The 23,400-nt window shown below is 45.9% G+C and carries 17 protein-coding genes; 8 read left to right on the forward strand and 9 right to left on the reverse strand.

Going from position 1 to position 23,400, the window contains the following annotated elements:
* Positions 1-166: 166 nt before the first annotated feature.
* Positions 167-1,024, reverse strand: coding sequence for a LysR family transcriptional regulator (locus EIZ48_RS01460; RefSeq protein WP_160648346.1), 858 nt, complete (start codon positions 1,022-1,024; stop codon positions 167-169).
* A 99-nt stretch (positions 1,025-1,123) separates the two neighbouring features.
* Between EIZ48_RS01460 and EIZ48_RS01465 the strand changes: the two genes are divergently transcribed.
* The 3 genes from EIZ48_RS01465 (at position 1,124) to EIZ48_RS01475 (ending at position 5,585) form a co-directional block, all read left to right on the forward strand.
* Entirely contained in the window at positions 1,124-2,188 is a 1,065-nt protein-coding gene (locus EIZ48_RS01465) for an HlyD family secretion protein (RefSeq protein WP_160648347.1), read from the forward strand.
* Between the two features lie 10 nt (positions 2,189-2,198).
* Positions 2,199-3,200, forward strand: coding sequence for a DUF2955 domain-containing protein (locus EIZ48_RS01470; RefSeq protein ID WP_160648348.1), 1,002 nt, complete (start codon positions 2,199-2,201; stop codon positions 3,198-3,200).
* A gap of 684 nt (positions 3,201-3,884) precedes the next feature.
* A complete protein-coding gene (locus tag EIZ48_RS01475) occupies positions 3,885-5,585 on the forward strand; it encodes a methyl-accepting chemotaxis protein (RefSeq protein WP_160648349.1) in 1,701 nt (566 codons plus the stop codon).
* Positions 5,586-5,664: 79 nt separating this feature from the next.
* Here EIZ48_RS01475 and EIZ48_RS29890 read toward each other — a convergent pair whose 3' ends face one another.
* The 8 genes from EIZ48_RS29890 to ocd form a co-directional block, all read right to left on the reverse strand.
* Complete coding sequence (locus tag EIZ48_RS29890; protein ID WP_160648350.1) at positions 5,665-6,825, reverse strand: histidine kinase dimerization/phospho-acceptor domain-containing protein; 1,161 nt, start codon at positions 6,823-6,825, stop codon at positions 5,665-5,667.
* Positions 6,826-6,908: 83 nt separating this feature from the next.
* Positions 6,909-7,592 (reverse strand): response regulator transcription factor, encoded by a 684-nt coding sequence (locus EIZ48_RS01485; protein ID WP_160648351.1) that lies wholly within the window; start codon positions 7,590-7,592, stop codon positions 6,909-6,911.
* Positions 7,593-7,610: 18 nt separating this feature from the next.
* On the reverse strand, positions 7,611-8,663 hold the full coding sequence (locus tag EIZ48_RS01490; RefSeq protein WP_160648352.1) for an agmatine deiminase family protein: 1,053 nt from the start codon (positions 8,661-8,663) through the stop codon (positions 7,611-7,613).
* 253 nt (positions 8,664-8,916) lie between these two features.
* Positions 8,917-11,964 carry a molybdopterin dinucleotide binding domain-containing protein gene (locus EIZ48_RS01495; protein ID WP_240152826.1) on the reverse strand — a complete coding sequence of 1,016 codons (3,048 nt, stop codon included), beginning with the start codon at positions 11,962-11,964 and terminating at the stop codon, positions 8,917-8,919.
* A gap of 2 nt (positions 11,965-11,966) precedes the next feature.
* The gene (locus tag EIZ48_RS01500; protein ID WP_160648354.1) at positions 11,967-12,680 is read right to left on the reverse strand and encodes a 4Fe-4S dicluster domain-containing protein; all 714 of its coding nucleotides are present in this window, start codon (positions 12,678-12,680) and stop codon (positions 11,967-11,969) included.
* Complete coding sequence (locus EIZ48_RS01505; protein ID WP_160648355.1) at positions 12,673-13,464, reverse strand: formate dehydrogenase subunit gamma; 792 nt, start codon at positions 13,462-13,464, stop codon at positions 12,673-12,675. Before EIZ48_RS01505 ends, EIZ48_RS01500 begins: the two co-directional genes overlap by 8 nt.
* Before the next feature lie 459 nt (positions 13,465-13,923).
* A complete protein-coding gene (locus tag EIZ48_RS01510; protein ID WP_160648356.1) occupies positions 13,924-14,496 on the reverse strand; it encodes a TetR/AcrR family transcriptional regulator in 573 nt (190 codons plus the stop codon).
* A gap of 173 nt (positions 14,497-14,669) precedes the next feature.
* Positions 14,670-15,716, reverse strand: coding sequence for an ornithine cyclodeaminase (ocd, locus tag EIZ48_RS01515; RefSeq protein WP_160648357.1), 1,047 nt, complete (start codon positions 15,714-15,716; stop codon positions 14,670-14,672).
* A 169-nt stretch (positions 15,717-15,885) separates the two neighbouring features.
* Here ocd and EIZ48_RS01520 point away from each other — a divergent pair, with 169 nt between their 5' ends.
* From EIZ48_RS01520 to EIZ48_RS01540, 5 genes are all read left to right on the forward strand, one after another.
* Positions 15,886-16,314 (forward strand): Lrp/AsnC family transcriptional regulator, encoded by a 429-nt coding sequence (locus EIZ48_RS01520; RefSeq protein WP_192928419.1) that lies wholly within the window; start codon positions 15,886-15,888, stop codon positions 16,312-16,314.
* A gap of 377 nt (positions 16,315-16,691) precedes the next feature.
* Positions 16,692-20,849 carry a response regulator gene (locus EIZ48_RS01525; RefSeq protein WP_160648358.1) on the forward strand — a complete coding sequence of 1,386 codons (4,158 nt, stop codon included), beginning with the start codon at positions 16,692-16,694 and terminating at the stop codon, positions 20,847-20,849.
* Complete coding sequence (locus EIZ48_RS01530; protein ID WP_075761931.1) at positions 20,849-21,688, forward strand: CheR family methyltransferase; 840 nt, start codon at positions 20,849-20,851, stop codon at positions 21,686-21,688. The genes EIZ48_RS01525 and EIZ48_RS01530 overlap by 1 nt, the downstream gene beginning before the upstream one ends.
* Before the next feature lie 11 nt (positions 21,689-21,699).
* A complete protein-coding gene (locus tag EIZ48_RS01535; protein WP_160648359.1) occupies positions 21,700-22,281 on the forward strand; it encodes a chemotaxis protein CheB in 582 nt (193 codons plus the stop codon).
* Between the two features lie 2 nt (positions 22,282-22,283).
* Complete coding sequence (locus EIZ48_RS01540) at positions 22,284-23,297, forward strand: GGDEF domain-containing response regulator (protein WP_160648360.1); 1,014 nt, start codon at positions 22,284-22,286, stop codon at positions 23,295-23,297.
* The last annotated feature ends 103 nt before the right edge of the window (positions 23,298-23,400 follow it).

The following is a 23,400-nucleotide window of genomic DNA, read 5'->3' on the forward strand; positions in this document are numbered from 1 at the left end:
TAGGACGGTGGATGTCCGCTAATGATATTGTGCATGTCTGTTGAAAAAGGGAGTATGGCATTGTTTAGGCTTCAATTAGCAAGATAAAGAGAGACCCGAAGACTAGATAGATCCTTGCAGGCTGAGGGCAGTAGACTGATGAGCACCAAGCACTCATCAGCGACGGCTAAAAATATTCCCTAAACAATTCAATCAGAATTTTAATTTTCTCTGGAAGAAAAAAAGCTGAAGGGTAGATTAAAGTGATTTGATGATCTGGATACTCAAAGCAAGGCATCACTTCTTCGAGTAGCCCTGCTTCAACAGCTTTTCTTGAATGAGCTTCAGGAATAAATGCAATCCCACTACCGTCAATGGCCATTGTTCTTAGCAGGTTTAGGTCATCCGATTTGACTGAAACATGGAGTTCTGAAGGAATTAGATTGGCGTTATAGCGGTTGGTCAATAGACGGTGAGTTTTCAGATCTTCCATTGATGTAATTGGGAGATGTTCTGATAGGTAGTGCTTTGATGCAACCAGATGACTGCGGTAAGAAAGCAGGCTAAATTGGATATAGCTATCATCGCTCACTTTAGCGACACTCGGTAGTAGTTGAAGATCAAAGGCTTGTCGTTTCAAGTCAACACTTTCCTGGTGGTTTTCAATCTCAACGCTTATGTTTGGAAAACGGCTTGTGTATTTGGTTATGATTTCTTTGAAAGCTGACAGAGTCATGATAGCCGTCGGAATCGCAATTCTAACTGTGCCAGTGAGGCTTTGCTGCTGCTCGCTAAATACGCCTATCCCTTGTTCTAACTTGGCGATGGGCTGTGATGCCAGTTCGTACAGTTGTTTACCTTTCTCTGTCAGCTCAATGGTTCGAGTGGTGCGAATGAGGAGCTGACACCCCAATGCAGCTTCAAGTTCTTGTAATCGGCGACTGATTTTTGATCGCTGGATCTTATTGGCAGCCGCCGCTGAGCTAATACCACCATGCTCCACGGTTTGAATAAACAGCCTGAGGTCGTTGAAGTTTACTTTCATTGTTCTGATTTTAGGTCATAAGTGTGCTAAATGTCATTCTACTGAATCTCAATAGCTTTCTCTATAATCGGCCGAAAATTTGTATTTATGGAATTCATAATGAATGCTGATCAACAGTTTAAAAATTGGATGCGTATTCTCATTGTCTGCTTTATTCTAGTATTTGCTTATATCATTGTTGCTGATCGTCATGCCCCTTTAACAACAGAAGGTCGAGTCCTGGGGTATGTTGTTCAAGTAGCACCTGAGGTAACAGGTAAAATTACTCAGGTTTATGTTCGGAACAATCAAAAAGTAAAGCAAGGTGAGGCATTATTTGAAATAGATGATCGCAAATATATCATTGCGCTGGATAAAGCTAACTTGTCTCTAAAGTCTGCATTTGAGAAAGAAGCGACTTTATATTCGCAAAGAGAGGCTGCACAGGCCGATATTAGCCGAGCACTTGCCAGCTATAATAATGCACACCGCGAGTATCAGAGACTTGAAAAGCTATCGCAGAAAAACGTGATCTCGCAATCTAAGGTCGACAATGCTGCGGCTCAGGATCATATTGCAAGAGCGACCCTTCGAGCACAGAAGCAAAATCTTAAAGTGATTGAAGCACAATTGGGGGATGGGAAAGGTCAAAGTACGGCGGTATTGTTAGCGAAAAATATGGTTAACAGAGCGCAGTTGGATTTATCGCATACTGTTGTAACGGCACCAAGTGACGGTGTGGTTACGAACCTGCAGCTTGAAGTGGGAACGACGGCGAGGATGAATTCACCTTTGCTCACATTTGTTCCGACAGGCTCTTTGTGGGTTGCAGCTGACTTTCGAGAAAAGTCCGTTGCAGATGTTGATGCGAACTATTCTGCGTTAGTCACCTTTGATGCAAACCCGGGAGAGGTGTATCGCTTCTCTATCGTAAGCCGAGATTACGGCGTGGCTGCAGCTCAGCAGCAACCCAATGGTTCGCTAACGCAAGTAGAAAAAAACAACCGGTGGGTGCGTGATGCACAGCGTACTCGGGTTAACCTAGAGAATAATGAACGTCTGCCAAATTCACTGTTTGTTGGCTCAAGAGCAACCATAGTTCTATACCCACCAGGCAATACTTTCTGGTCACTGATGGCAAAAACTCAAGTGTATCTGGCCAGTTGGTTTCACTTTATATACTGAGTTTGGTTTTATGAAGACACTACGCATATGGTTTGGCTGTTCTTTGGGGTTGGCTCTCAGCATAATATTTGATTGGTCTTATGGTTTTTTTGCCATCATGCTACCGTTATTTGTGCTGGGAAAACTGGAGCGCTTTAATCTACCCATGTTACTTATGGTGGTTGCTTCCGCTATTGGGACAACAATACTCGCAACGTTACTGGTCGAGCTACTTCAGCCGTATCCCGCCTTGCTGATTGTGGGAGTTGGCGTGATGATGCTGATTAATTGCATAGCGATGATGAAGCCAAAAACGTATCTATTTGGTTTCACGGGGTTATTGGTCGGGTCAATTGTTCTGAATTTTGCAAGTTATGACTTTTTCGACATTGAAGACTTCAATGTCAATCTATGGGTTATTACGCTGGCAAATATTGCCATATGTGCATTGGCATTTTGGTTGTTTCCTGCGGATGATAAAGATGCAGGTTTAAGTGAAATTAGTACGCCAGTAAAGCAGGATATTGATTATATCGCACAAGTTGCTTTAGGGTGGGTTGTGTCTATGGCCGCTTTCATCGTATTTCAGGTTGCCGATCTCTATGATTCGCTATCGGCACTGGCATCGATCATTATCATTATTGCACCGATGACCCTTGCTGGTTCGATGGCTGTGGCAAAAGTCAGAATCATTGGTACTGGTTTGGGGTGTATTGCTGGGTTGGCCGTGCAATTAACATTAGGGAATTGGTTTGGTCACGGAATCCTTTATTGGTTGGCATTTACTATTGCAATGGGGCCATTCTGCCACTGGCAGACCAAGGGACAAATCAAATCAGCAATAGCTTTCTCTGCAATGTCGGCACTTTCGGTTCCACTTACAACAGCTGTAATACCGGAACAGAAAGATGCTTTCTTTTCAATTTTATATCGATTTAGCTCAATCTTTATCTCGGTAACCATGACTGTAATGCTGATCTGGGTCGTTCATCATGGGATCCGCCATCAGCTATTAAAACCTATTGGAAAATAGCGTTGTGGCATGAAAAGAACATGTATTTATGATGTTAGGCGAGTACTAATCAACAAACACTTGAATAGTGTGTCCACAAGTTTAACCGTCGCATTGAAACCAGCCGAGTGCTGGTTTTTTCTGCCTGACATTCAGATAAACCTATCCTTGAAGCCTTCCCTTCTTCTCTTCCAATTCCAGTTCCTTGTACTGATGCGCTGTGCGTAATCGTCGCTCCAGCATAGCCAAGGTTTAAATTAATGCGCCGTCTTTTTTTTAGTTCAAAAATAAATAAATTGTTTCAAATTATTACAGAGAAAGAATATATTATGCTCGCAAATGAGTGGTGATGCATAGTTATCACATGATATCGAAAACATATTTTTATTATCAGAGGGTTAAGAGATTAAACTTACTATTAAAAATAAGCTAACCGCATTATGCGCACCAGGGTGCTTATGATGGGTGGTTTTTTCATTGTAAATCTTATGAGCACAGAAGTATCTGTGGTCGAAGCGGAAAAAACCAATTTTAATCATAAGGTTACATACTTCCCATCCCTCATTTAATAATAAGGGATTTTCTGTGCAGATACGACATGGGCTGAGCCAATGAATAGCACCTTTAACTGAATGAGGGGCTTACAAGCGCTTAATATGAACCCGAATAACATAATAAAAGTGATAATTATTCACTGAGGCTAGTATGCAATTTATAAAAAATTTGAAAATTGCGACCAAAATGCTGATTCTGGTCAGCACCCTACTTGTGCTTATGATGTGCATAGCGGGCTATGGATATCTAAAGCTGTCGCAAATTGGGGAAGAGCTGAAAGGCATTACTTCTGAGGATATTCCCCTTACAGATATTGCCACCATTATTTCAACTCAGCAGTTAGAATCCGCCGTGTTGGTCGAGCGGACGCTAAGGAATGCGGGATTAAAAGATGCTGATACAGAGAGTAACCTGACATATTTCAGGCAGGCTTTCGCAGCCATGAACGCTACGATTAATAACAAGCTAGATGAGGCGGAAAAGCTGTTGGCGCAGGCCATGATGCACGCCACATCAGAACGGTTAAAGGATGAAGAAAAGTCGCTGAGCACTAGTTTACGGCAGTTGCGCTCCCAACACTTGCAATACGAGCAGTATGTTGATGATTTGATTAAGCAGGTTGAGCAAGGCAATCTGGTCGAGGCTGAAAGTCGGCTTGCTGCTCTTGAGTCGACTCAGAAGAAGCTTAACCATAATCTGGAGTTGTTCCTTGTTGATGTAGAAGTGATGACTGAGGATGCGTTGCTCATTGTTGAAGAACATGAGCATGCCGCGATCATTGGTATGATAGCTATTGGTGCGATTGCTATTCTTTTTGGCGCCGCATGCGGGTACGGCTTTACCATCACGATTACTCGTCCTCTGAAATATGCTGTAGACGCATCAGATAAAATGGCTAATGGTGATCTTCGAGTTATTATTGATGCTGATCACAGTGATGAAACTGGTCAACTATTAAAAGCCATGAATAATATGGCCAGAAAAATGGAGATGACCATTGTGCGAATTCTTCAGTCTTCTGATCTAATTGCAACTTCTGCGGCAGATATGGCTGCTGCCACGGAGCAGACTACGCAGGCAATGAATGCCCAGCAACTCAACACTGAACATGTCGTTTCAGCCATGACTGAGATGTCAACAACTGTTCAGCAGGTCGCTGACAATGCGTTAAATACATCTCAGCTGACACAGACTGCGAGTGAAGAAGTGCATAAAGGAAGCCAGATAGTCGCTGAGAATCAACAGGCTGTGACTGGACTGGCAAGCCAGGTCCTGGATGCATCAGGCAAGCTCGATGAGCTAAAACTTGAAAGTAATAATATTGGTGATTTTGTTACCAGTATTACTGAAATAGCGGATCAGACCAACCTTCTGGCACTGAATGCCGCTATTGAGGCTGCTCGGGCTGGAGAGCAGGGAAGAGGATTCGCCGTTGTTGCAGATGAAGTTCGTTCTCTGGCTATGCGTACGCAGGACGCGACTTCTCAGATCCACAAACTGATAGAACAGTTACAGAATAGGGCCACATCAGCGGTAGAGGTTATGGAGCTTAGCCGTCAGATGGTAGAAGAGAGTTCAGACAAAGCCGTCATTGCCAGTGAATCTCTGCAAATGCTCAATCAGTCTGTTGATGAAATTAATCATAAGAATATTGAAGTTGCCACAATTTGTGAGCAGCAGTCGGTCGCTTCTGAAGAGATTAACCAGAGTATTGTCAGTATTAGCCAGTCAGGCAGAGAAGTGCTTGGCGGCGCAGAACAGACGGCAAACTCGGGTCAGCAATTGGCTGAGTTGGCCGAAGAGCTAAGAGAATTGATGCAGCAATTTAAAGTAAGAAAGCAGGTAGGTTAAGAGCAAAAGAAGAGAGAAAACCCAGCAGAAGAGCTGGGTTTTTCGTCTGAAATGGATTAGCTCATACCTGCTCTGACAGTTACCTTAGTTTCTTGATATACACCTGAAACTGTTCCGTATCTTGCTGAATTACGCATTTCCAGTTCATCTTCTCGCAGAGAGTTGTTACCAGGTACAGTCCGATACCGTAGCCATAATCATCGGGTTCATTTATCGAACTGTCTTGGCTGGCGATTGGATTAATGAGTGTTAAACCGGAATCAGGTTGGAAATCAATATTGATATTGCCGTCAGCACTGTATTGCAGGGCATTTCTTACCAGATTTCTTACCAACAATTGCACCAGTACAGGATTTGCCTCAATAAACGCCTCGTGTTCAAACAGGCTGACATTTACACTTTTGTTTGCTGCCAAATATTGATTGCTTTCTATTTCCTGCTTGATGATTTCATTCAAGTCGACCTGTTGAGTGTTAAATTGGGTTAAATCATCGGACCATAGCCACAGTAGGACTTCGCTGGTGGCACACATATTGGTATTGGCTCGTTCAATCTTGTTGAGTTTATTGGCGAGCTTTGGATCTAACTGTGGTTTGGTTTTGTGGATTAACTCTAGTGAGGCTTTGGTAATGGCCAGAGGCGTCCTTAGTTCGTGGCTTAAAACCCGTAGAAACTGTTTTTCTTTATCGTTACGCTGATTGATTTCTATCATCGAGTGACGAATTTGCTTTGCCGCCTCATTCAATTCATTAAAGTGAAAATCAGGTATGGGATCTGCACTGGTGAAGGTCTGTTTTGTTGCTGAGTTCTGACGATTCCACTCATGTAATGCATTGATCGGTTTTATCAATGACCAGCCTAAGTTGCGTATTACTCCGATGGTGAGTACGGCTATGGTTAAAGCCAACAGTGAGGCGATTTCACCAACAGATAGCCCGACCATCTCGTTATTGGATAATTCATAATTGGTATGAAGAACAAATAGTAGTTGGCCAGCGTTGGAGTTGTAGTAAGGCATTAAATAGAAGAACTGATCGTTTTGAGATTGGAAGTACAGTTCTTCCTCCTCCCAAGCCTGATTTCCAAAGACTTGTTGGATAGGTTGGGGCAGGGCATCGTATGTGGGATATACCGTGATCGATGTATTGCTGGCAGCAGGTGTGCCGTGTTCAATGTAGCTTTCTGCCTCTAATGTCATGAAGTAGTGAACGGAATCATCCAGCCCCCAGTCGTATACCACAGTGATCATGTAATAAAACACGAGCAATATGACTGAGATTAGCAAGGCAATCTGTAGTGAGATATATCGGCTAATACTGCGGCTTAACATTGAGCTTGATCCTCTGGTGACGCTATCAGCACACCACGCCCTCGAACGGTAGTGATAAGCGGGCTAACCTCCGGCAAGTCGACTACTTTGCGTAATCTGTAAATCAGCATTTTGAGAGCGTCTTTGGAAGGTGCGTCGCCACCCCAGATATGGTCTTCGATGTCGACTTTAGATACAACGGCAGGGCTGTGTTTGACGAGGATTTCAAGCAACTGCCATTCTGCCGCACTTAGTGCTAGTAGCTTTCCTGCCCGGTAAGCGTGGCGCTCCCTTAAATCGAGAACTAAATCGGATATTTTTATCTTATTGCCCCGCGGCTGAGTGCGTTGCGCCAAGACTTTGATGCGCGCAGTGAGCTCGGCCAGTTCGAAAGGTTTGACGAGATAATCATCGGCACCTTTTTCAAAACCAGTGAGCTTGTCTTCGAGCTTATTGCGCGCGGTAAGCATCAGGCAAGGTATCTGAATGTTCTTGTTGTGCAGTTTTTCTAACAGCGTAAAGCCGTCCATTTTTGGCATCATTACATCAGAGACAATGACTTGATAAGTATTCTCTTCAATAAGATTGAGCGCCATGGAGCCGTTATATGCGATATCACATTCGATGGCTTCAGCTTCAAGATACTCGATTATCAATTCTGCCAAGTCCATATCATCTTCGACAAGTAATATCTGCATTGTTGCGGCTCCGTTTGATTAGATGACAGGTTGGTCGTTGGTCACACAGTGAATACCACCCCCGGCGTTGGCAATATCGGAGGTCTCGATGAGGAAAACATCCCGCCCCGGATAGAAAGATTCAAGCTGGGTTTTAAGGCTCGCATTGTACTGTGTTTGCTCATCGGCCATGGCGGCAACAAACCCGTTACCGACTAACCAGTTAGGGTTGCCATCATAGCGCAGAACATTAAGCCCGGCAGCCTCTGCATCGCTAACTAATAGGTCGTCAGTTTTGCTGTCATCAAGAACGGTTACGACGAGTGTGTTTGAATTTACAAACCTTGCTGTGCCGTCAATGTGGCCAGTGGTCCCTTCACCGGGGTAGTGCCCGAAAGCCCAGATGATCGTGTGCACACCAAGCTTTTCTTTCAGGATTGCTTCATGCTCTTGCTGAGTCATTCCGGGGTTACGGTTGTCCTGACAGTCCCAGTTGATCACTAGAATACCTTCTCCGTTAACCTCGACATTACCTTTTTCCAGTATGTAATCAAGATATTGTTCAGATTTGACGCTGAGCTGCTTGGCGACATAGTCGGGGATAAGGTTGTCTTTGGTATAACCTACATCGCCGCCGAAGTTGCCGCCCCAGGCGTTAAAGCCCCAGTTCTGAATCCAGGTGCTGTTGCCGTCAGTGACATAGATGGGTCCATTATCACGCATCCAGGCGTTGTCGATGGGGACAATATGCCACTCGAGGTTTGCTTCTGTAACACTAAGGCTGGCCATAAGCTGCTGGGCTTGGTCTTTTTCTTCTTGTGTACGGGTAAGCATATGCACTGGCTGATATTTCTGAATAACTGAAACGATCCGAGCAAACGCCGGCCGCATTTTTGCTTCCCATTGATCCGGGTACTGCATCCAAACGGCTGCTTGTGGCTCCCACTCAGCCGGGACTCGTATATTCGCCGTTTTCGTTGTAGTCGCGTTGGAATTTGATGCGGGTGATGTCGAGTCGGCGGAACATGCCACTAAACCGGCTGAAGCACACAAAATAGCAATATTGAGAAGTTTGCGAGGAGAACTGAACATAAGCCTTTCCTTTTGTTTGTACCCTATGGACAAGGCTATGTTAAGCAAGGCCGGGTAACAGGAAGGTAACGCTGAGCTGTGTTTGTTGACGTAGATTGTCCAGACAACAGGACGGTATTCACTCGCTTGAGAGCTGCAGGGTAGTAAGTGTTTGCTATATCGTGAGTGAACCTGATTTATTGAAATAAAGCCGCCCGATTAAATCGAGCGGCTTTGAAGTGGTTAATCGATCGATTAACACATCACCAGGCCATTAGCACTTCTCAATCGCAACAGGGATCCCGTGGCGGGCGGTTGAACCAAAGGTTACATCACGATACAGGCTGGCTCCTTGGCGGGTAGGGTCTACGGCGTTAAAGGCATTAACGGCCATGCCCCCTTTTCTTTCAGAAAGCCCCGGAAGGGTATTGCCGTCTATGGTGATGTCACTTGCACCAAAGGCGGTATGACCATATCCAAGCGGTACCGCTATACAGCCTTTCGAAACGGTATTGTCAGCCTGAACGATGCCTTCAATGAAAGTGCCTTTAGGGGACGTTAATCTCGCCTTGTCGCCGGATGTGAGCCCGTACTGTTTCGCATCAGATTTATTCATCTGAATAAAGTTTGACTCGCCCAGGGCTGTAATGCCCTTGAGTGTCACAGAGTACGGGCTGCGCAGTTGAGGTTTGAACGTCGAGAAATAGAACGGGTAGTCTTTCTCGTTCCAAAGCTCTCGAATGGCGGTGCCGTCCCAGAATCTTTGTTTGTCACAGACCGGTAAACCGTCAAGGTATTCGCCGGAGTGGAAGTTGGTAATATGTGCAAGCCCTTCGTTATACACCTGGAACTGCGCATCCCACCGCATCATCTCGTTAAAGAATTCGCCTTCGTATCGGTTGTCTACCGGGTAATAGCGGCCTCCCCGGGTAAACAGGAACATGGTCGGCCCAATTTCCTCTGCATTTAATCGCTCGGTGAGTAGCGGGAAAATGCGATCGACACTGGTGAACTTGATGTCATCTTTTGTCGGGGTAGGCAATACTTCATCACTGTGTGCCAGGTTGGCGAGTACCGGGATATAGTAGTCTTCTGGGGTGTGGATCGCTTTTGCATTTCCTTTTGCATCCTTGAAAGCGTTCTCACCAAATCCGCGTAAATTGAGATGCTTGGCAACGTCAATCAGGAACTGCTCCATACAGACTCGGTTGCCTTCAGCATTGAGTGGTGTTCTCGGCGTAATAATCGGGAAGGATACAACATCCCCCATTAATTCGCTTCCCCATTGGCGAGAAGCGCCCCACTGTTCGTACTGGGCCAGATCCGGAACAAAATAATCGGCGTAGATATTGGTTTCGTTGATATACGGGTCTGATGCGATGATCAGGCCTAGCTGTTTAGGATCTTTGATGGACTCTTCAACCTGGTCCTTCAGGCCAGAGCAGGCATAGAGAGGGTTATTGGCCCACGCGATCCAGGCCTTGAACTGGAACGGATTGCCATTGGCATGCGCAACAAGTAGCTCCCCGGCATTGTCCTGAACGAAAGTCTCGTTCCAAGGGTGATCTGACGGGAATGGATTGACTCCCTTGCTGACCTTTTCCTTGTATTCATTGCTCTGCCGGTAGTCGCCCGAGCGTTCAACATTAAAGCCGCTGACGTGTGCGTGTTCGAAGGCCATCATGTCGTAGAGCGGAGAAGTGTTCTCAAACCCCATACTGCCGGTGTGCAGCATCCCGCCTTTGGCGTTATGGGCCCCGACAAGTGTCGCGAGCATGATCATGGCGAACCCGAACTGGCCACCATCACTGGCGTTACAGCCGGTATTGGTCTCGATTGAGACACGACGGCCGTGTGAGCTGAACTCGTTTGCAAGCTCTTTGATTTTGTCTACAGGGATCTGGCACTCATTGGCGTATTCAGCCATAGAGTATTCATTGACACGTTTTGCCAGTAGTGAGAAGGCTGTTTCTACTTTAACGCTCTGGCCGTCCTCTGTCTTAATTGTGCCACTGAACTTAATGTTGCAAGGTTTTGTACTGTCAGATGTAGTTAGCTGCTGACTTGCAGCGTCTATCACCATTTGGGTATCCGCATCGCCTTTGCCGCAGGCTTCGGCTGTGAGGAATTTACGGTAAAGGGGATGTTTCTTGTCGGTGACGACCAGGTAGGGGGCATTGGTATAGTTGATTTCACCAGCTTTGTACGCGCCTTCCTGGCTACAGGAAGCCAGATAGGCTTTGTTGTAGCGCTCATTGTTGATGATGTGCTGCATCATGGCATGCATCAGTGCAGTATCGCCACCCGAACGGATAGGGACCCATTCACAGTTATCTGGCATTGATGATGTGGTGAGTGAGCGAAGGATAGGATCGACGACCACATAACGGAAGTTAGGGTTTTGTGTTCGCGCATCAGCCAATCGCTTGGAGGCGGAGTTCAGGCTTATACCGCTGAGCCCGGGGTTGGTGCCGATAAATATTGCGAATTCGCAATGCTCAAAATCGGTCGTTGGAAGGGCACCACTGTTGGCTCCGTCTTCGACGCCCAATGCACATCCGGCGACTTGCTGGTGGCCGCAGTATGAGTCTTTGTTACCAATATTGGGTGTCCCCCAGGACGCTTCCGAGAAACGTGTGTAAAAGCCCCACCGGGCTGGGTCTTCTGAACAACCTGTCATCAGTAGCTGGTTTTTCTTAGGACCAAAGTCCGGATACTCTGGGTTGGCAACGGTTTTATCATCGTGGATCTGTGCCAGGCCTTCGACATGGCCTTCACCAAAGAGATTGCCGCCTTCAACGACTTCTTTTACAAGTTGCTCGTAGGAAATTGATTGCCAGCGGTTTTCACCTCGTTTTCCAACACGTTTCAAACACTGAGTCACGCGTCGTGGATCGGTGATAGCATCAGGAACCGCATTTCCTCTGCCACAAAGTGTGGCCCGGTGTTCGTTACCCTTTTCGCCAATTAATTTCTGCATCGCATCCTGAGGCGAGACTTCCATGGCAATGGGGCTGCCCGACTGAGTGGATAAGGCGTAAGGGTTACCGCATACACGCAGAATCTTACCGGTTTTGTTGTCGATACGAATGCGAACACCGCAGACGTTATAGCAACCAAAACATTTGGTAAACGCAAAGCGCTGGTCCGGATTGTTGGCCAGCTTGTTATCAGGCCCTACTATGAATTCAGGCTCGGGGCTTAATGGGGCGTAGCGGCTGATGTCATGATCGTGGTTACCTGTCGCTGCGGTTGCTTTGCCTGCCAGTCCGCCAGTGATAGCTGTAGCAGCCCCTGCTTTTAAAAATTGTCTTCGGTCCATAATTAGCGCTGCCATGTAAGATTCGAGTTTAAGCTATACGGGTGATCACTTTCTGCTGCCGTCAAGCCGATATAGAAAACGTTAGGCTGGGTATTCTTGTCTGATTGCAGCACCAATGCTTCGTGTTGTTTGAGTAATTTGGAGACATTACTGTCGGGGTTATTCAAATCACCAAACACACGGGCACCGCCGGTACAGGTTTCAACGCAGGCGGGAAGAAAGCCTTTTGAAGTTCGTTGAATACAGAAGTTACACTTATCTACGGTTTTTGTTTTGCTGTTGGTGAAGCGAACACCGTCATACGGGCAGGTGTAGACACAGAAATTGCAGTCGATGCAGCCCGTGGAGTCGACGACGACGATTCCGTCTTCTTTGCGCTTGAACGTGGCTCCGGTCGGGCATACCTTGGTACAAACTGGGTTATCACATTGATTACAAAGCAGTGGAAGGTTGAGGGTATATTCTTTGCCGTTAATTTGAGTACTGCTTTGATGTACCTGGGTCCGGTGTTCATCAGGTTCCGTGCCATTTTCTTGGCCACAGGCAGTGACGCAGGCTTTACAGCCGTTACAGCGACGCAGGTCGATGACCATAGCCAGTTTTTTGTGATTGTTGTCAGAGCTGCTCGGGACTATTGATGCAATGACGGGTGAGGCTGAAACCAATGAAACCGTGGTACCGCCAGCGAGTAACTTAATCGCCTTACGTCTATCCATTTTTTTCCACCTCATTACTATTTTTATTTATTGTTTTGTACCAGCGATTGTGATGCTGCTTTGCCCAGTTTTCATCACATTTACCTGTGATCATGTTGCTTAAACCACCCTCGGAAATAACGGTTGCCATGAATATATGAACAATGGCAAATGCGCCGATAATCATCGCGGAAATAATATGAAGTGAAATGACCATAGGGGCATTTTCAGGCGTGGGGGCAATCTCTGAGAAAAAGAGCATTAAGCCTGTTGCAGAGAGGATAATAAAATTAATGGTAAATACCCAGAACCAGAGTTTTTCGCCACCATTAGCAAAACCCGCATCAGGATGCTGTTTTTTACCAAAATTTATATAGCCTCCTGCTTTAATAAACCAGTCAATATCATATTTTTTAAATAGCTGCTTCTTCCACCACATAATAACCATGAGGAGCGCACCGGCCATAAAAGGGAAAACAGCTAACTCATGTAATGTTGAAGATAGTTTGACAGCGGCTGCCCAGTGAGTACTTCCAGGCTCGAAAATGACTTTTCCAGCGCCAATTACGACACCTGTAAAAATCAATATTAAACAAGGGATTGCACCTAACCAGTGGACTATAACGCTTCGAATTGACCAGCGCTGGATTAGCCTGCCAGTAAAACCACTCTCAAGTTTTGATGTTCCGTTGATGAATACAAATAGGCCCATCAGCAGGGCGACACCCACAATGCTAGCGATCAATAACCATGAAATTGCGGATTGATACGACAATATGCTTAACCATATAGAAGATTGTTCCATGTTGAACCTTCACTCTTATCTTTTAATTATGAGAATTAACTTTCGAAATGTACTTGTGAAATTTTATACTGTTAAATACCTCTTCATGCCTAAAAAGATAGCTAACCTTCAATGTCTTATCTGCAGATTAATATCAGCGTATAGGGATTTAAGACAGGGAATATAGCCATCTTACCAATGGTAACTTAATTTTTAAGGCTGATGTTACTACTGGTAACTTGCGAAAAGTGTGATTGGTATACTATTTTGGCGATATGAATAGGTTGAGTTATGCTTGTTGAGCTGATTATTAATTAATCTTTGATCAACATCATGAAGATGCTTAGATGAGAAGAGAAGTGAGTGTAATTTTATTTTTCAATAACGTAGTTTGGCAAAGTGGGTATAAGCCTGACGGTGCAACCTGCAAGCGTAAGTTGATAGCTTGCAGCTAATTGAGTCGATGTTCCTTTCCGGTGTTTACTTAGTCAGAATATGGTGAACCTCTTCTTTTAAGTAGCTTAATGCCGCCTCTTGTGGGATTAGGCCTGCAATTGCAGCCTCACCTACTGATTCAATGAGTCCGTAAACAGAAATCAGCTTTAAACGGTTTTGATAGTTATTGCCAGAGACTGGCAGTTGAAAAAGTTCCGAGTAGGCTTTAACAAAGAAGTTTTGAATATTTTGCGAAAGGTCAACATTGCTTGGATAACACTTTAGTGCAGCAATGGTAAGGCCGTAAATCTTTGAGTTTACTTGCATGCAGTCAAAGTAGGACTCACAAAGAATAGCAACAATATCGCCGATTGACTGGTTACTTGATTTTTTCGCGGTTTGTATTGATTCAATCAAGCGGTTATCAATGTCTTGATAGATTTGTTTTAACAGGTTTTCTTTAGTTTCAAAGTGGTTGTACGCAATCGGCTTTGTGACTCCGGCCTCTTCCGCAACCGAGGCGAGTGTTAATGCTTCTGCACCGCGGCTTTCGATAATCGATACTGCTATTGATAAAAGCTGCTCTCTTCTTGCCGCTTTATCCATACGTTTTGACATTGCGTACCTTAATACTGCTGAATAAAATCTGTCGTCATAACTTACTGATAGTAATTATACTTTTCGATATCTGTGCTTACAAGGCTATCATTGCTTATTAGCTGGTGACAGGAAGGCAGGAGAGGGGAGCCTCTCCTGACAATGTAGTGCCTTTTGGGGGGCATGGTTGTGATTTATGCGACTTCTTTGATAGCTGCTGCTCTCTGAGCTTTAGTTAACCCAAATAAATCTTTAGGATTATTTAGCTGTGGGATCAGCTCAATCTTCTCTCCGATACCAACTTCTACCGCCTGGTCGTAGATATAGCGAAGGGCTGAGAAGTCCTCCAGGGCGAAGCCGACAGAATCAAAGATAGTGATTTGCTCTGCACTATCGCGTCCTTGTTCCAGCCCGGCAATTACCTTCCACAACGGATTAACTGTATGTTCGGCAGGTAGCTGTTGAATATCGCCTTCTACACGGGTTTGCGGCTCGTGCTCAACAAAAATCTTACCGGCCAGGAGTACATCTAAATGGAGTTCTGTTTTACCCGGGCAGTCACCGCCGACGCCGTTGATGTGCATACCGGGCTCAATCATGTCCGGGGTCAGAATAGTGGCGTAGGCTTTGTCAGCTGTAACGGTAGTGACAATATCGGCACCTTTGACACAGGCTTTGGCCGAAGGTGCCTTAATGACGGTCAGTTCAGGGTAGTCTTTCAGGTGTTCGACAACTTTATCCATTGCCTCGGGATCGATATCGAAAATCCGCAGTTCTTTGATCCCTAGAATAGTGTGAAACGCGATAGCCTGGAATTCACTTTGCGCGCCGCACCCAATCATCCCCATTGACTGGGCCTCTGGTTTAGCCAAAGCCTGGGCGGCCATTACCGATGTTACCGCGGTACGCAAGGCCGTAGATAAGGTTAGCTCCGAGAGTAATCGTGGAAAACCCGTCGACACATCTGCAAGGGCACCGAAGGCCATTACCGTAGACATGCCCACGGAGGGATTCGAAGGATGGCCGTTGACGAACTTAAAACCGTAGTTGACGTTATCGGCAACCGGCATTAACTCAATAACACCGATATCACTGTGTGCTGCCGTTCGAGACGATTTGTCAAACTCTTCCCAGCGGCAAAAATCACTCTTCATGTATTCAAGAAGTCCGGCCATGAAGCCATCAGTACCGCGCTCATCTACTAGTGAGCCCAACGTTGTTACATCTAAAAATAACGTCATCCCTTACTCCAATAATAAACTTAACTCATATTGACTTGATCGTGTGCATTTTACTGCTCATTGGAGCCAACAAAAAGCCAGCTATATGTACAAAATATTATACATAGCTGACATAATGTCAGTCGTATATGGCGATATGATAGTGCCTTGATCAAAAGGGAGTTAACTCATGAGTAAAATGGATGATACTGACAGGCAGTTGTTGTCGTTGCTTCGAAAAAATGCCCGTATGCCAATAGTTAACCTTGCCAAGGAACTACGCGTTTCGCGGGCAACTGTTCAAAACCGGATCAGTAAGCTCGAAAAAGAGGGCGTTATTCTCGGTTACACCGTGAAACTAAAAGAAGACGCGGATGAGAGCGTGGTTAAGGTGATCATGAGTATCAGTGTGGTGGCTAAGGACGAGAATAAAGTGCTAGAGCAACTTCATCATTTTCCTGAGATTTTGTCTCTTCACCATACCAATGGTCATTGGGATCTTATCGCTGAGATCCAAGCCAAAAATCTGACGCTATTAGGTGCTTTGCTGGGACGCATCCGCTCTATTGACGGTATTGTTCAGACAGAAGCAAATTTGCTACTTGATTCAATTTTTTAGCCATATTTGATGAATAGCTATGAAAGATAAATAAACTGGTTATCTTATCAATACCTACCTAATTATATGTAATTACAGTCGCTTGCTTAGAATTTGTATACGGTTTGTGGTACATTCATTCACCTTGGCTATGCGATTGATGTAGGGGATGAGATAGCCTGATGTTCGGTTGATATCTTGATGGAGCAGCAGGGTGCCTGAATCACATTTCTACGGAATTCATATTACATTTGTTCAATGATCGATGCCTGACTGGAATAGAGTGACAATTCGTTGACATGTCTGGTTAAGCTTGTGTTGCCTTCGATGGATTGAACGACAGTGAAGTTGTATCTAATTGTATAGCCGATCGTTTTTAATGCTCTGATGGAGTAACAATGATTCGCTTTGCTGATTTTCGTATTCGCCCCAAGCTGGTGGGGTTACTGGTAGTAACTGGCGTTATCCCTATGGTGATAGCGGTCTACTTCAGTAGCAAACTGGCTGCTGATGCTTTGATTCATAAATCCTTCGATGGACTGACCACTATTCAATCCATTAGAAAAGGCAATATTGAAGATTTCTTCAATGAACGTTTGGCTGATATTAGCGTCCTTGCAGATTCTGAACGTGTGACTGAACTGGTACAAAGGTTAAACCAGTATCAGCAAGATGTTGATGCCCAGTCGACAGGCTCGTTAGATGTCCGGACTCGTGAATATGCCCTGCTAACCGAAAGTTATATCCCCCATTTTGAAGACTATGTTGAAGCTTACGGTTACAGCGATCTCTATATTCTTGGTGCCGAACACGGCCATGTCATGTTCTCCCTTTCCGATACCGGAATTCAGGGGACAAACCTAAGCAATGGTATCTACCGCCGCAGTGGATTGGCCGAAGCCTGGCGCAAAGTGACTGATACCGGAAAGGTTGCCTTTATTGACTTTTCGCCTTACGAACCGCTCAACGGTACTGAAACCTCTTTTATCGCCCAGCCGCTCTCTGATCAAAACGGGAAAGTGACAGGTGTACTGGTGCTACAGCTGTCGGCAGAGCTTATCACCCGTATTGTTGATTCTCGTATCGGAATGGGGCTGACCGGCGAATCCTACTTAATTGGTGTCAGCAAGAAAGATGGTAGTTACGAATTTCGTAGCAACATGGAAACCATGGGCAACGGTCGCCATGTCGTAGGTTATTCGGTGGATCCGCCTCTTGATTATTGGCACGAAGCCGTGGAAAACGGTTTCAACGGTGGATTTGATACCTATATTGATAGTGCTGGTGTGCCTGTATTGGTGAGCTATAACAAGGTGAATGCGCCGGGTGTTGATTGGTACCTGATCTCGAAGATGAACGAGAATGAAGTGACTCAGCCTACTTATAAGATCTATCAGACGATGCTTGTTGTGGGCGGGTTGTTGCTTTCTGTGATCGTTATTGCTGCCTTTTTTATCTCACGTGCAGTTACCCAGCCTTTGATTGAAGGAATGCGGTTTGCCCAGGCTATTGCCAAAGGCGAGTTAACAACAAGCCTGACGTTGCCGCAAAAAGATGAACTGGGTGATTTGGCCAAAGCGCTGAATAATATGGCGAGTAACCTTCAGGAGCAGCATTGGCTTAAGTCAGGTAAAGAGTCCCTTGATGATCAGCTGCGTGGTGATCTGGAAACAACTGACCTTGCGACTCGATTTATTACTTTTTTTAGTAAGCATATGGGAGCCCAGCTCGGTGCGTTGTATTTGGCTAGTGAAGATTCCCTTGAGTTGCAGGCCAGCTACGCATTTACTGATCGCCGCGGTAACTTCAATCACATTAAGCTGGGTGAAGGTATGATCGGTCAGGCCGCACTGGAAAAGGAAGTGATTACTTTCACCAACGTGGCTGATAACGTCCCTGCTATCAATTACGGTGCCGGTGAAGTGGTGCCGAACAACTTCATGGCCATCCCTATAACCCTGGATAACAAGTTATTGGGTGCGGTATTACTTGGCTCCACAGAGCAATTTACTCAGCTGCACCGGCAGTTTGTCGAGCAGGTGATCCTCAATACCGGCATCATGTTCAATGCTGCCAGCAACCGTCAGGTGATCCGAGAGCTGTTAGAGAAAGCCCAGCGCCAGCAAGAAGAATTGCGGGTAACCAATGAAGAGCTGGAAGAACAAACCTATGCGCTTAAGAAGTCCGAAGAAGTGTTGCAAACCCAGCAGGAGGAACTGCGTGTAAGTAACGAGGAACTTGAGGAGCAGGCTAAAGTACTCAAAGAATCTGAAGCTGAATTGCAGGCCCAGCAGGAAGAGCTGCGGGTGACCAATGAGGAGCTGGAAGAGCGTACCAAGGCGTTGGAAGAGCAAAAAGGCGAGATGCTCACCAAGAACGAAAAGTTGGTTCAGGCGCAGGAAGTTGTCAAAGAGAAAGCCCGCGAGCTGGAAGTGGCGAGTAAATATAAGTCAGAGTTTCTGGCCAATATGTCTCACGAACTGAGAACGCCGCTGAATAGCATCCTCATTCTTTCCCAGCTCTTTGCCAATAACAAAGAAGGTAACCTGACCGATAAGCAAATTGAATCGGCCAATGCGATTAATTCGTCCGGCTCGGATCTGCTTTCTCTGATCAATGAGATCCTGGATCTTTCCAAGATTGAGGCGGGCAAGATCGACCTCTTTATTGAGGATGTGGGAATTGATGGCCTGATCAACGATCTTAATCGTATCTACAAAGATATTGCGGGTGAAAAGGGCGTAGCGTTTGAGCTGAATATTGCTGATGATGTACCTAAATCGTTGCGAACCGATTCTCAGCGCCTGCAGCAAATTTTACGTAACCTGCTGACCAATGCCTTCAAGTTTACTCATGAAGGAGCGGTACAGCTGGCAATATCAAGGCCTTCAGCGCAAGTCTGCAAACCGCTCAATGCGACACCTGAGTCTTTGATCCAGTTTTCGGTCAAAGATGACGGGATCGGTATTGCCAAGGAGAAACAGCTAGCCATCTTCCAGGCATTCCAGCAGGCCGATGGCAGTACCAGCCGAAATTACGGCGGCACAGGGCTAGGGTTGTCTATCACTAAAGAGCTGACTCATCTGCTGGGGGGGCGAATTTATCTGGAAAGTGAAGAAGGCAAAGGGAGTATCTTCTCTATCGTGCTGCCGCTTGCCAAGGCCGAGCAAGTGACACAGATAGATGAGCTCCCGGAACCGGAAGTGAGCACTGAAATGGCGTCGGTTATTCACCTGGTCAAGGAACCAGAGACGGCTGAACCGCAAGTTGTGGAACACAGACCACAGCCACAACCTCTTCCACCAATACATGGTACAGAGGTACTGCAATTGCACCCGCTGGAGAATGAGTTTGTCGATGATGATCGTAAAGAGATAACGGCTGACTCGAAGAGCCTGCTCATTATCGAAGATGATTGCGCTTTTGCCAAAGTGATGCGCGATTTCGGCAGGGAACGGGGCTTCAAGTGTATCGTTGCCGAAGATGGGGAATCTGGCCTCCACTATGCCGATTTTTATAAACCGAGCGCCATTATTCTCGATATTGGTTTGCCGGGTATCGATGGCTGGACGGTGATGGAGCGTTTGAAGGACAACTCCGAGCTGCGTCATATTCCGGTGCACTTTATGTCGGCCAATGACAGTACATTGGATGCGATGCGAATGGGTGCAATTGGTTATCTGACTAAACCAGTCGATATCAATAAGATGGATAAAGCATTCGGCAAAATTGAAGATATTATCTCCAAGCCGGTTAGTCGTTTGCTTATCGTCGAAGATGACGATGTCCAGCGCGAAAGTATCAGAGAGTTGATTGGCGACGGAGATGTCAGCATCACTGCTGTCGGATCGGGTGCCGAAGCCTTGCAGGAGTTGGAAAATGGTATGTACGACTGCATGGTGCTGGATCTCGGGTTGGGGGATATGTCTGGCTTTGATTTGCTAGAGTGCATTCGTAAAAGTGAAACGGCAGCCCGTGTCCCGATTATTATCTATACCGGCCGTGACTTGACCCGCGATGAAGAGAAGGAGCTCAATTACTACGCCGAGAGTATTATCATCAAAGGGGTAAAATCGCCAGAACGTTTGCTCGATGAGTCTGCGCTGTTCTTGCACCGAGTCGAAGCCAACCTGCCTGATGAGCAGCGAGACATGCTGAAGATGATCCATGACAAGGAAGCAGTGCTTAACGGCAAGACCATGTTGCTGGTGGATGATGATATGCGTAATGTCTTTGCGTTATCCAGTGTGCTGGAAGAGAAAGGTATGGAAGTGCTGATAGCCAGAAACGGACTAGAATGCCTCGACAAGCTCAAAGAGGAAAATGATATCGACGGTATATTGATGGATATTATGATGCCGAAGATGGATGGCTATGAAGCGATGCGAGAAATTCGTAAGCAGCGCGAGTTTGCTAAGTTGCCGATTATTGCGCTGACAGCCAAGGCAATGAAGGGGGACCGCAGTAAATGTATCGAAGCGGGGGCAAGTGATTACCTTGCTAAACCGGTAGATACCGACAAGCTGCTATCTATGTTGAGGGTTTGGTTGTACTAATGTCTAACACAATAACAATTTCAGATGAGCAGCTGGAGATCCAGCTACTGCTAGAGGCCATATTCCGTAAATATGGCTATGATTTCCGCAATTATGCGTTCGCACATACCAAGCGGCGGCTGGAGAACAGACGAGCTCATGAGGGGCTGAGAAGCTTCTCTGAAATGCAGCACCGGGTGATCCGTGAAGAGCCGTTTTTTAACAAGGTGCTGCTCGATCTGTCTATCAATGTCACTGAGATGTTCAGAGATCCCTGGTTCTACCAAAAAGTTCGCGATACCGTGATCCCACACCTTAAAACCTACCCATTTATCAAAGTGTGGCATGCCGGTTGTTCGTCGGGGCAAGAGGTGTATTCAATGGGGATCTTACTTGAGGAAGAGGGAGTTAAGGATCGCGTTCAGATCTATGCGACTGACTTCAACGAGCGGATCCTTGAAAAGGCGAAACAGGGTATTTACCCGATGGATCTCGTACGCGAATACACGGCAAATTATCAGAAAGCGGGAGGAACGGGCTCCTTCTCGGATTATTACACCGCCGATTATGATAACGTGGCGATAAACAGTTCGCTTAAGGATAAAGTTCTTTTTTCGCCTCATAACCTGGTAACAGACGGTGTATTTGGTGAAATGAACATTATCTTTTGTCGTAACGTATTGATCTATTTCAATAGGGAGTTGCAGAACAGGGTGTTACAGTTGTTCTGTGATAGTTTGTGTCCAGGCGGTTTCCTCTGTCTGGGTTCCAAGGAAAGTATCAGGTTTTCTGATGTCGTTGATAAATTTGAAGTGGTATGTGAACGCGAGAAAATATACCGGAAAAAACGCACATTTTAGGGAATGTTGAAATGAGCACGAGCGGGCATTATCGAGCAGTCGTCATTGGCGTTTCAGCCGGAGGTTTGGCTGCCCTAGATAAAATACTGCCTGCTCTTGACCGCACATTTTCGCTTCCTGTCTTGGTTGTTCAGCATGTCAGCCCGACATCAGAAAATTATCTACCCATTCACTTCAGCCAACGATGTTTGCTGGAAGTTAAAGAAGCGGAAGATAAAGAGCAAATAGAGGGAGGGGTGATTTACTTCGCTCCCCCCAATTATCATTTGCTGGTTGAATACAACCAGGCAATAGCGCTTTCGACAGAGGAACGGGTGAATTTTTCCCGCCCTTCTATTGATGTATTGTTTGAAACAGCAGCGGATGCTTATTTAGACGAGTTAGTCGGGGTGGTATTAACCGGCGCAAACTCAGATGGTGCTGCCGGAATGGCACGAATTAAGCAGTTTGGAGGGTTGGCTGTGGTTCAGTCTCCTGAGACCGCAGAGGCTGAAGCTATGCCAAGGGCGGCTATTGAGGCCGCAGACGTTGATTACATCCTTCCCTTGAACGAGATAGGCTGTTTTTTAAATTCACTTTGTACCACTGACTGATTATGGCTATTCCCAAGATACTGATTGTTGATGATAGACCAGAAAACCTGCTGGCTCTGGAAGGCTTGCTTGACCCTTTTAATGTTGAGCTGATAAAAGCCAACTCAGGCGACGAAGCCTTGGCGCATACGTTGGATCATGACTTTGCATTGATTTTGCTCGATGTACAGATGCCGGGAATGGATGGTTATGAAGTTGCCGAATTAATGCGGGGAAATAAAAAAAATAAACATATCCCGATTATTTTTGTTACCGCAGCCTCAAAGGCCCCTTCGCATATCTTCAGAGGTTATGAGTCAGGCGCTGTTGATTATTTGCTTAAGCCCCTTATTCCTGTGATGTTTCAGAGTAAAGTCGGTATCTTTATCGAACTCTATGAACAGAAAGAAGCGTTGCGCGAAAAAACTCAGGAGTTTGACCGCAAGCTTGTTGAGCTTGAAGAGCTTCAGCAGCAACTTGAAGAAACAAACGAGCAGCTTCTGTTGCTTTCTACCACTGATGGTTTGACGGGATTGTTTAACCGTAGGCGTTTCGACGAAGTGCTTAATGAGGAGTGGAAGCGGGGAACACGTTCACAGCAGCCGCTTTCTTTTATCATTTTGGATATTGATCATTTCAAGGCCTATAATGACACCTACGGGCATCAGGCTGGAGACGACTGCCTAAGGGAAGTCGCTCGTACGCTGGCAAGTGTTCCATTGCGTGAGATGGATAAAATAGCCCGCATCGGTGGTGAAGAGTTTGCCATTATACTTCCAGAAACTGACCGTGAAGGCGTCATGTTGGCGGCAGAGCGGATCAGGGAAAGTATCGATGAGCTGAATATTCCGCATAGCTCTTCGTTGTCACACCAGCATCTGACTATCAGCGTCGGCGTCTCTACTGTAGTTCCTGATCTGGCATTTTCATCTCGAAAATTGCTGGAGGCTGCAGATGATGCTTTGTATGAAGCAAAGCGCCGTGGCCGGAATTGTTGTTGTAGCACGGAAGTAATAAATCAGGCTGTGAATTTGTAATAAGCCAAACTTGTGCTGTAACAATGAGTAGTTCAAATTTAAGAGCCCTAATCAATACCTGATTAGGGCTCTTCTTTGTGGCTTTGGTTTACAACAGATTAGA

This window comes from Photobacterium alginatilyticum, from assembly GCF_009910675.1.
GTDB lineage: Bacteria > Pseudomonadota > Gammaproteobacteria > Enterobacterales > Vibrionaceae > Photobacterium > Photobacterium alginatilyticum.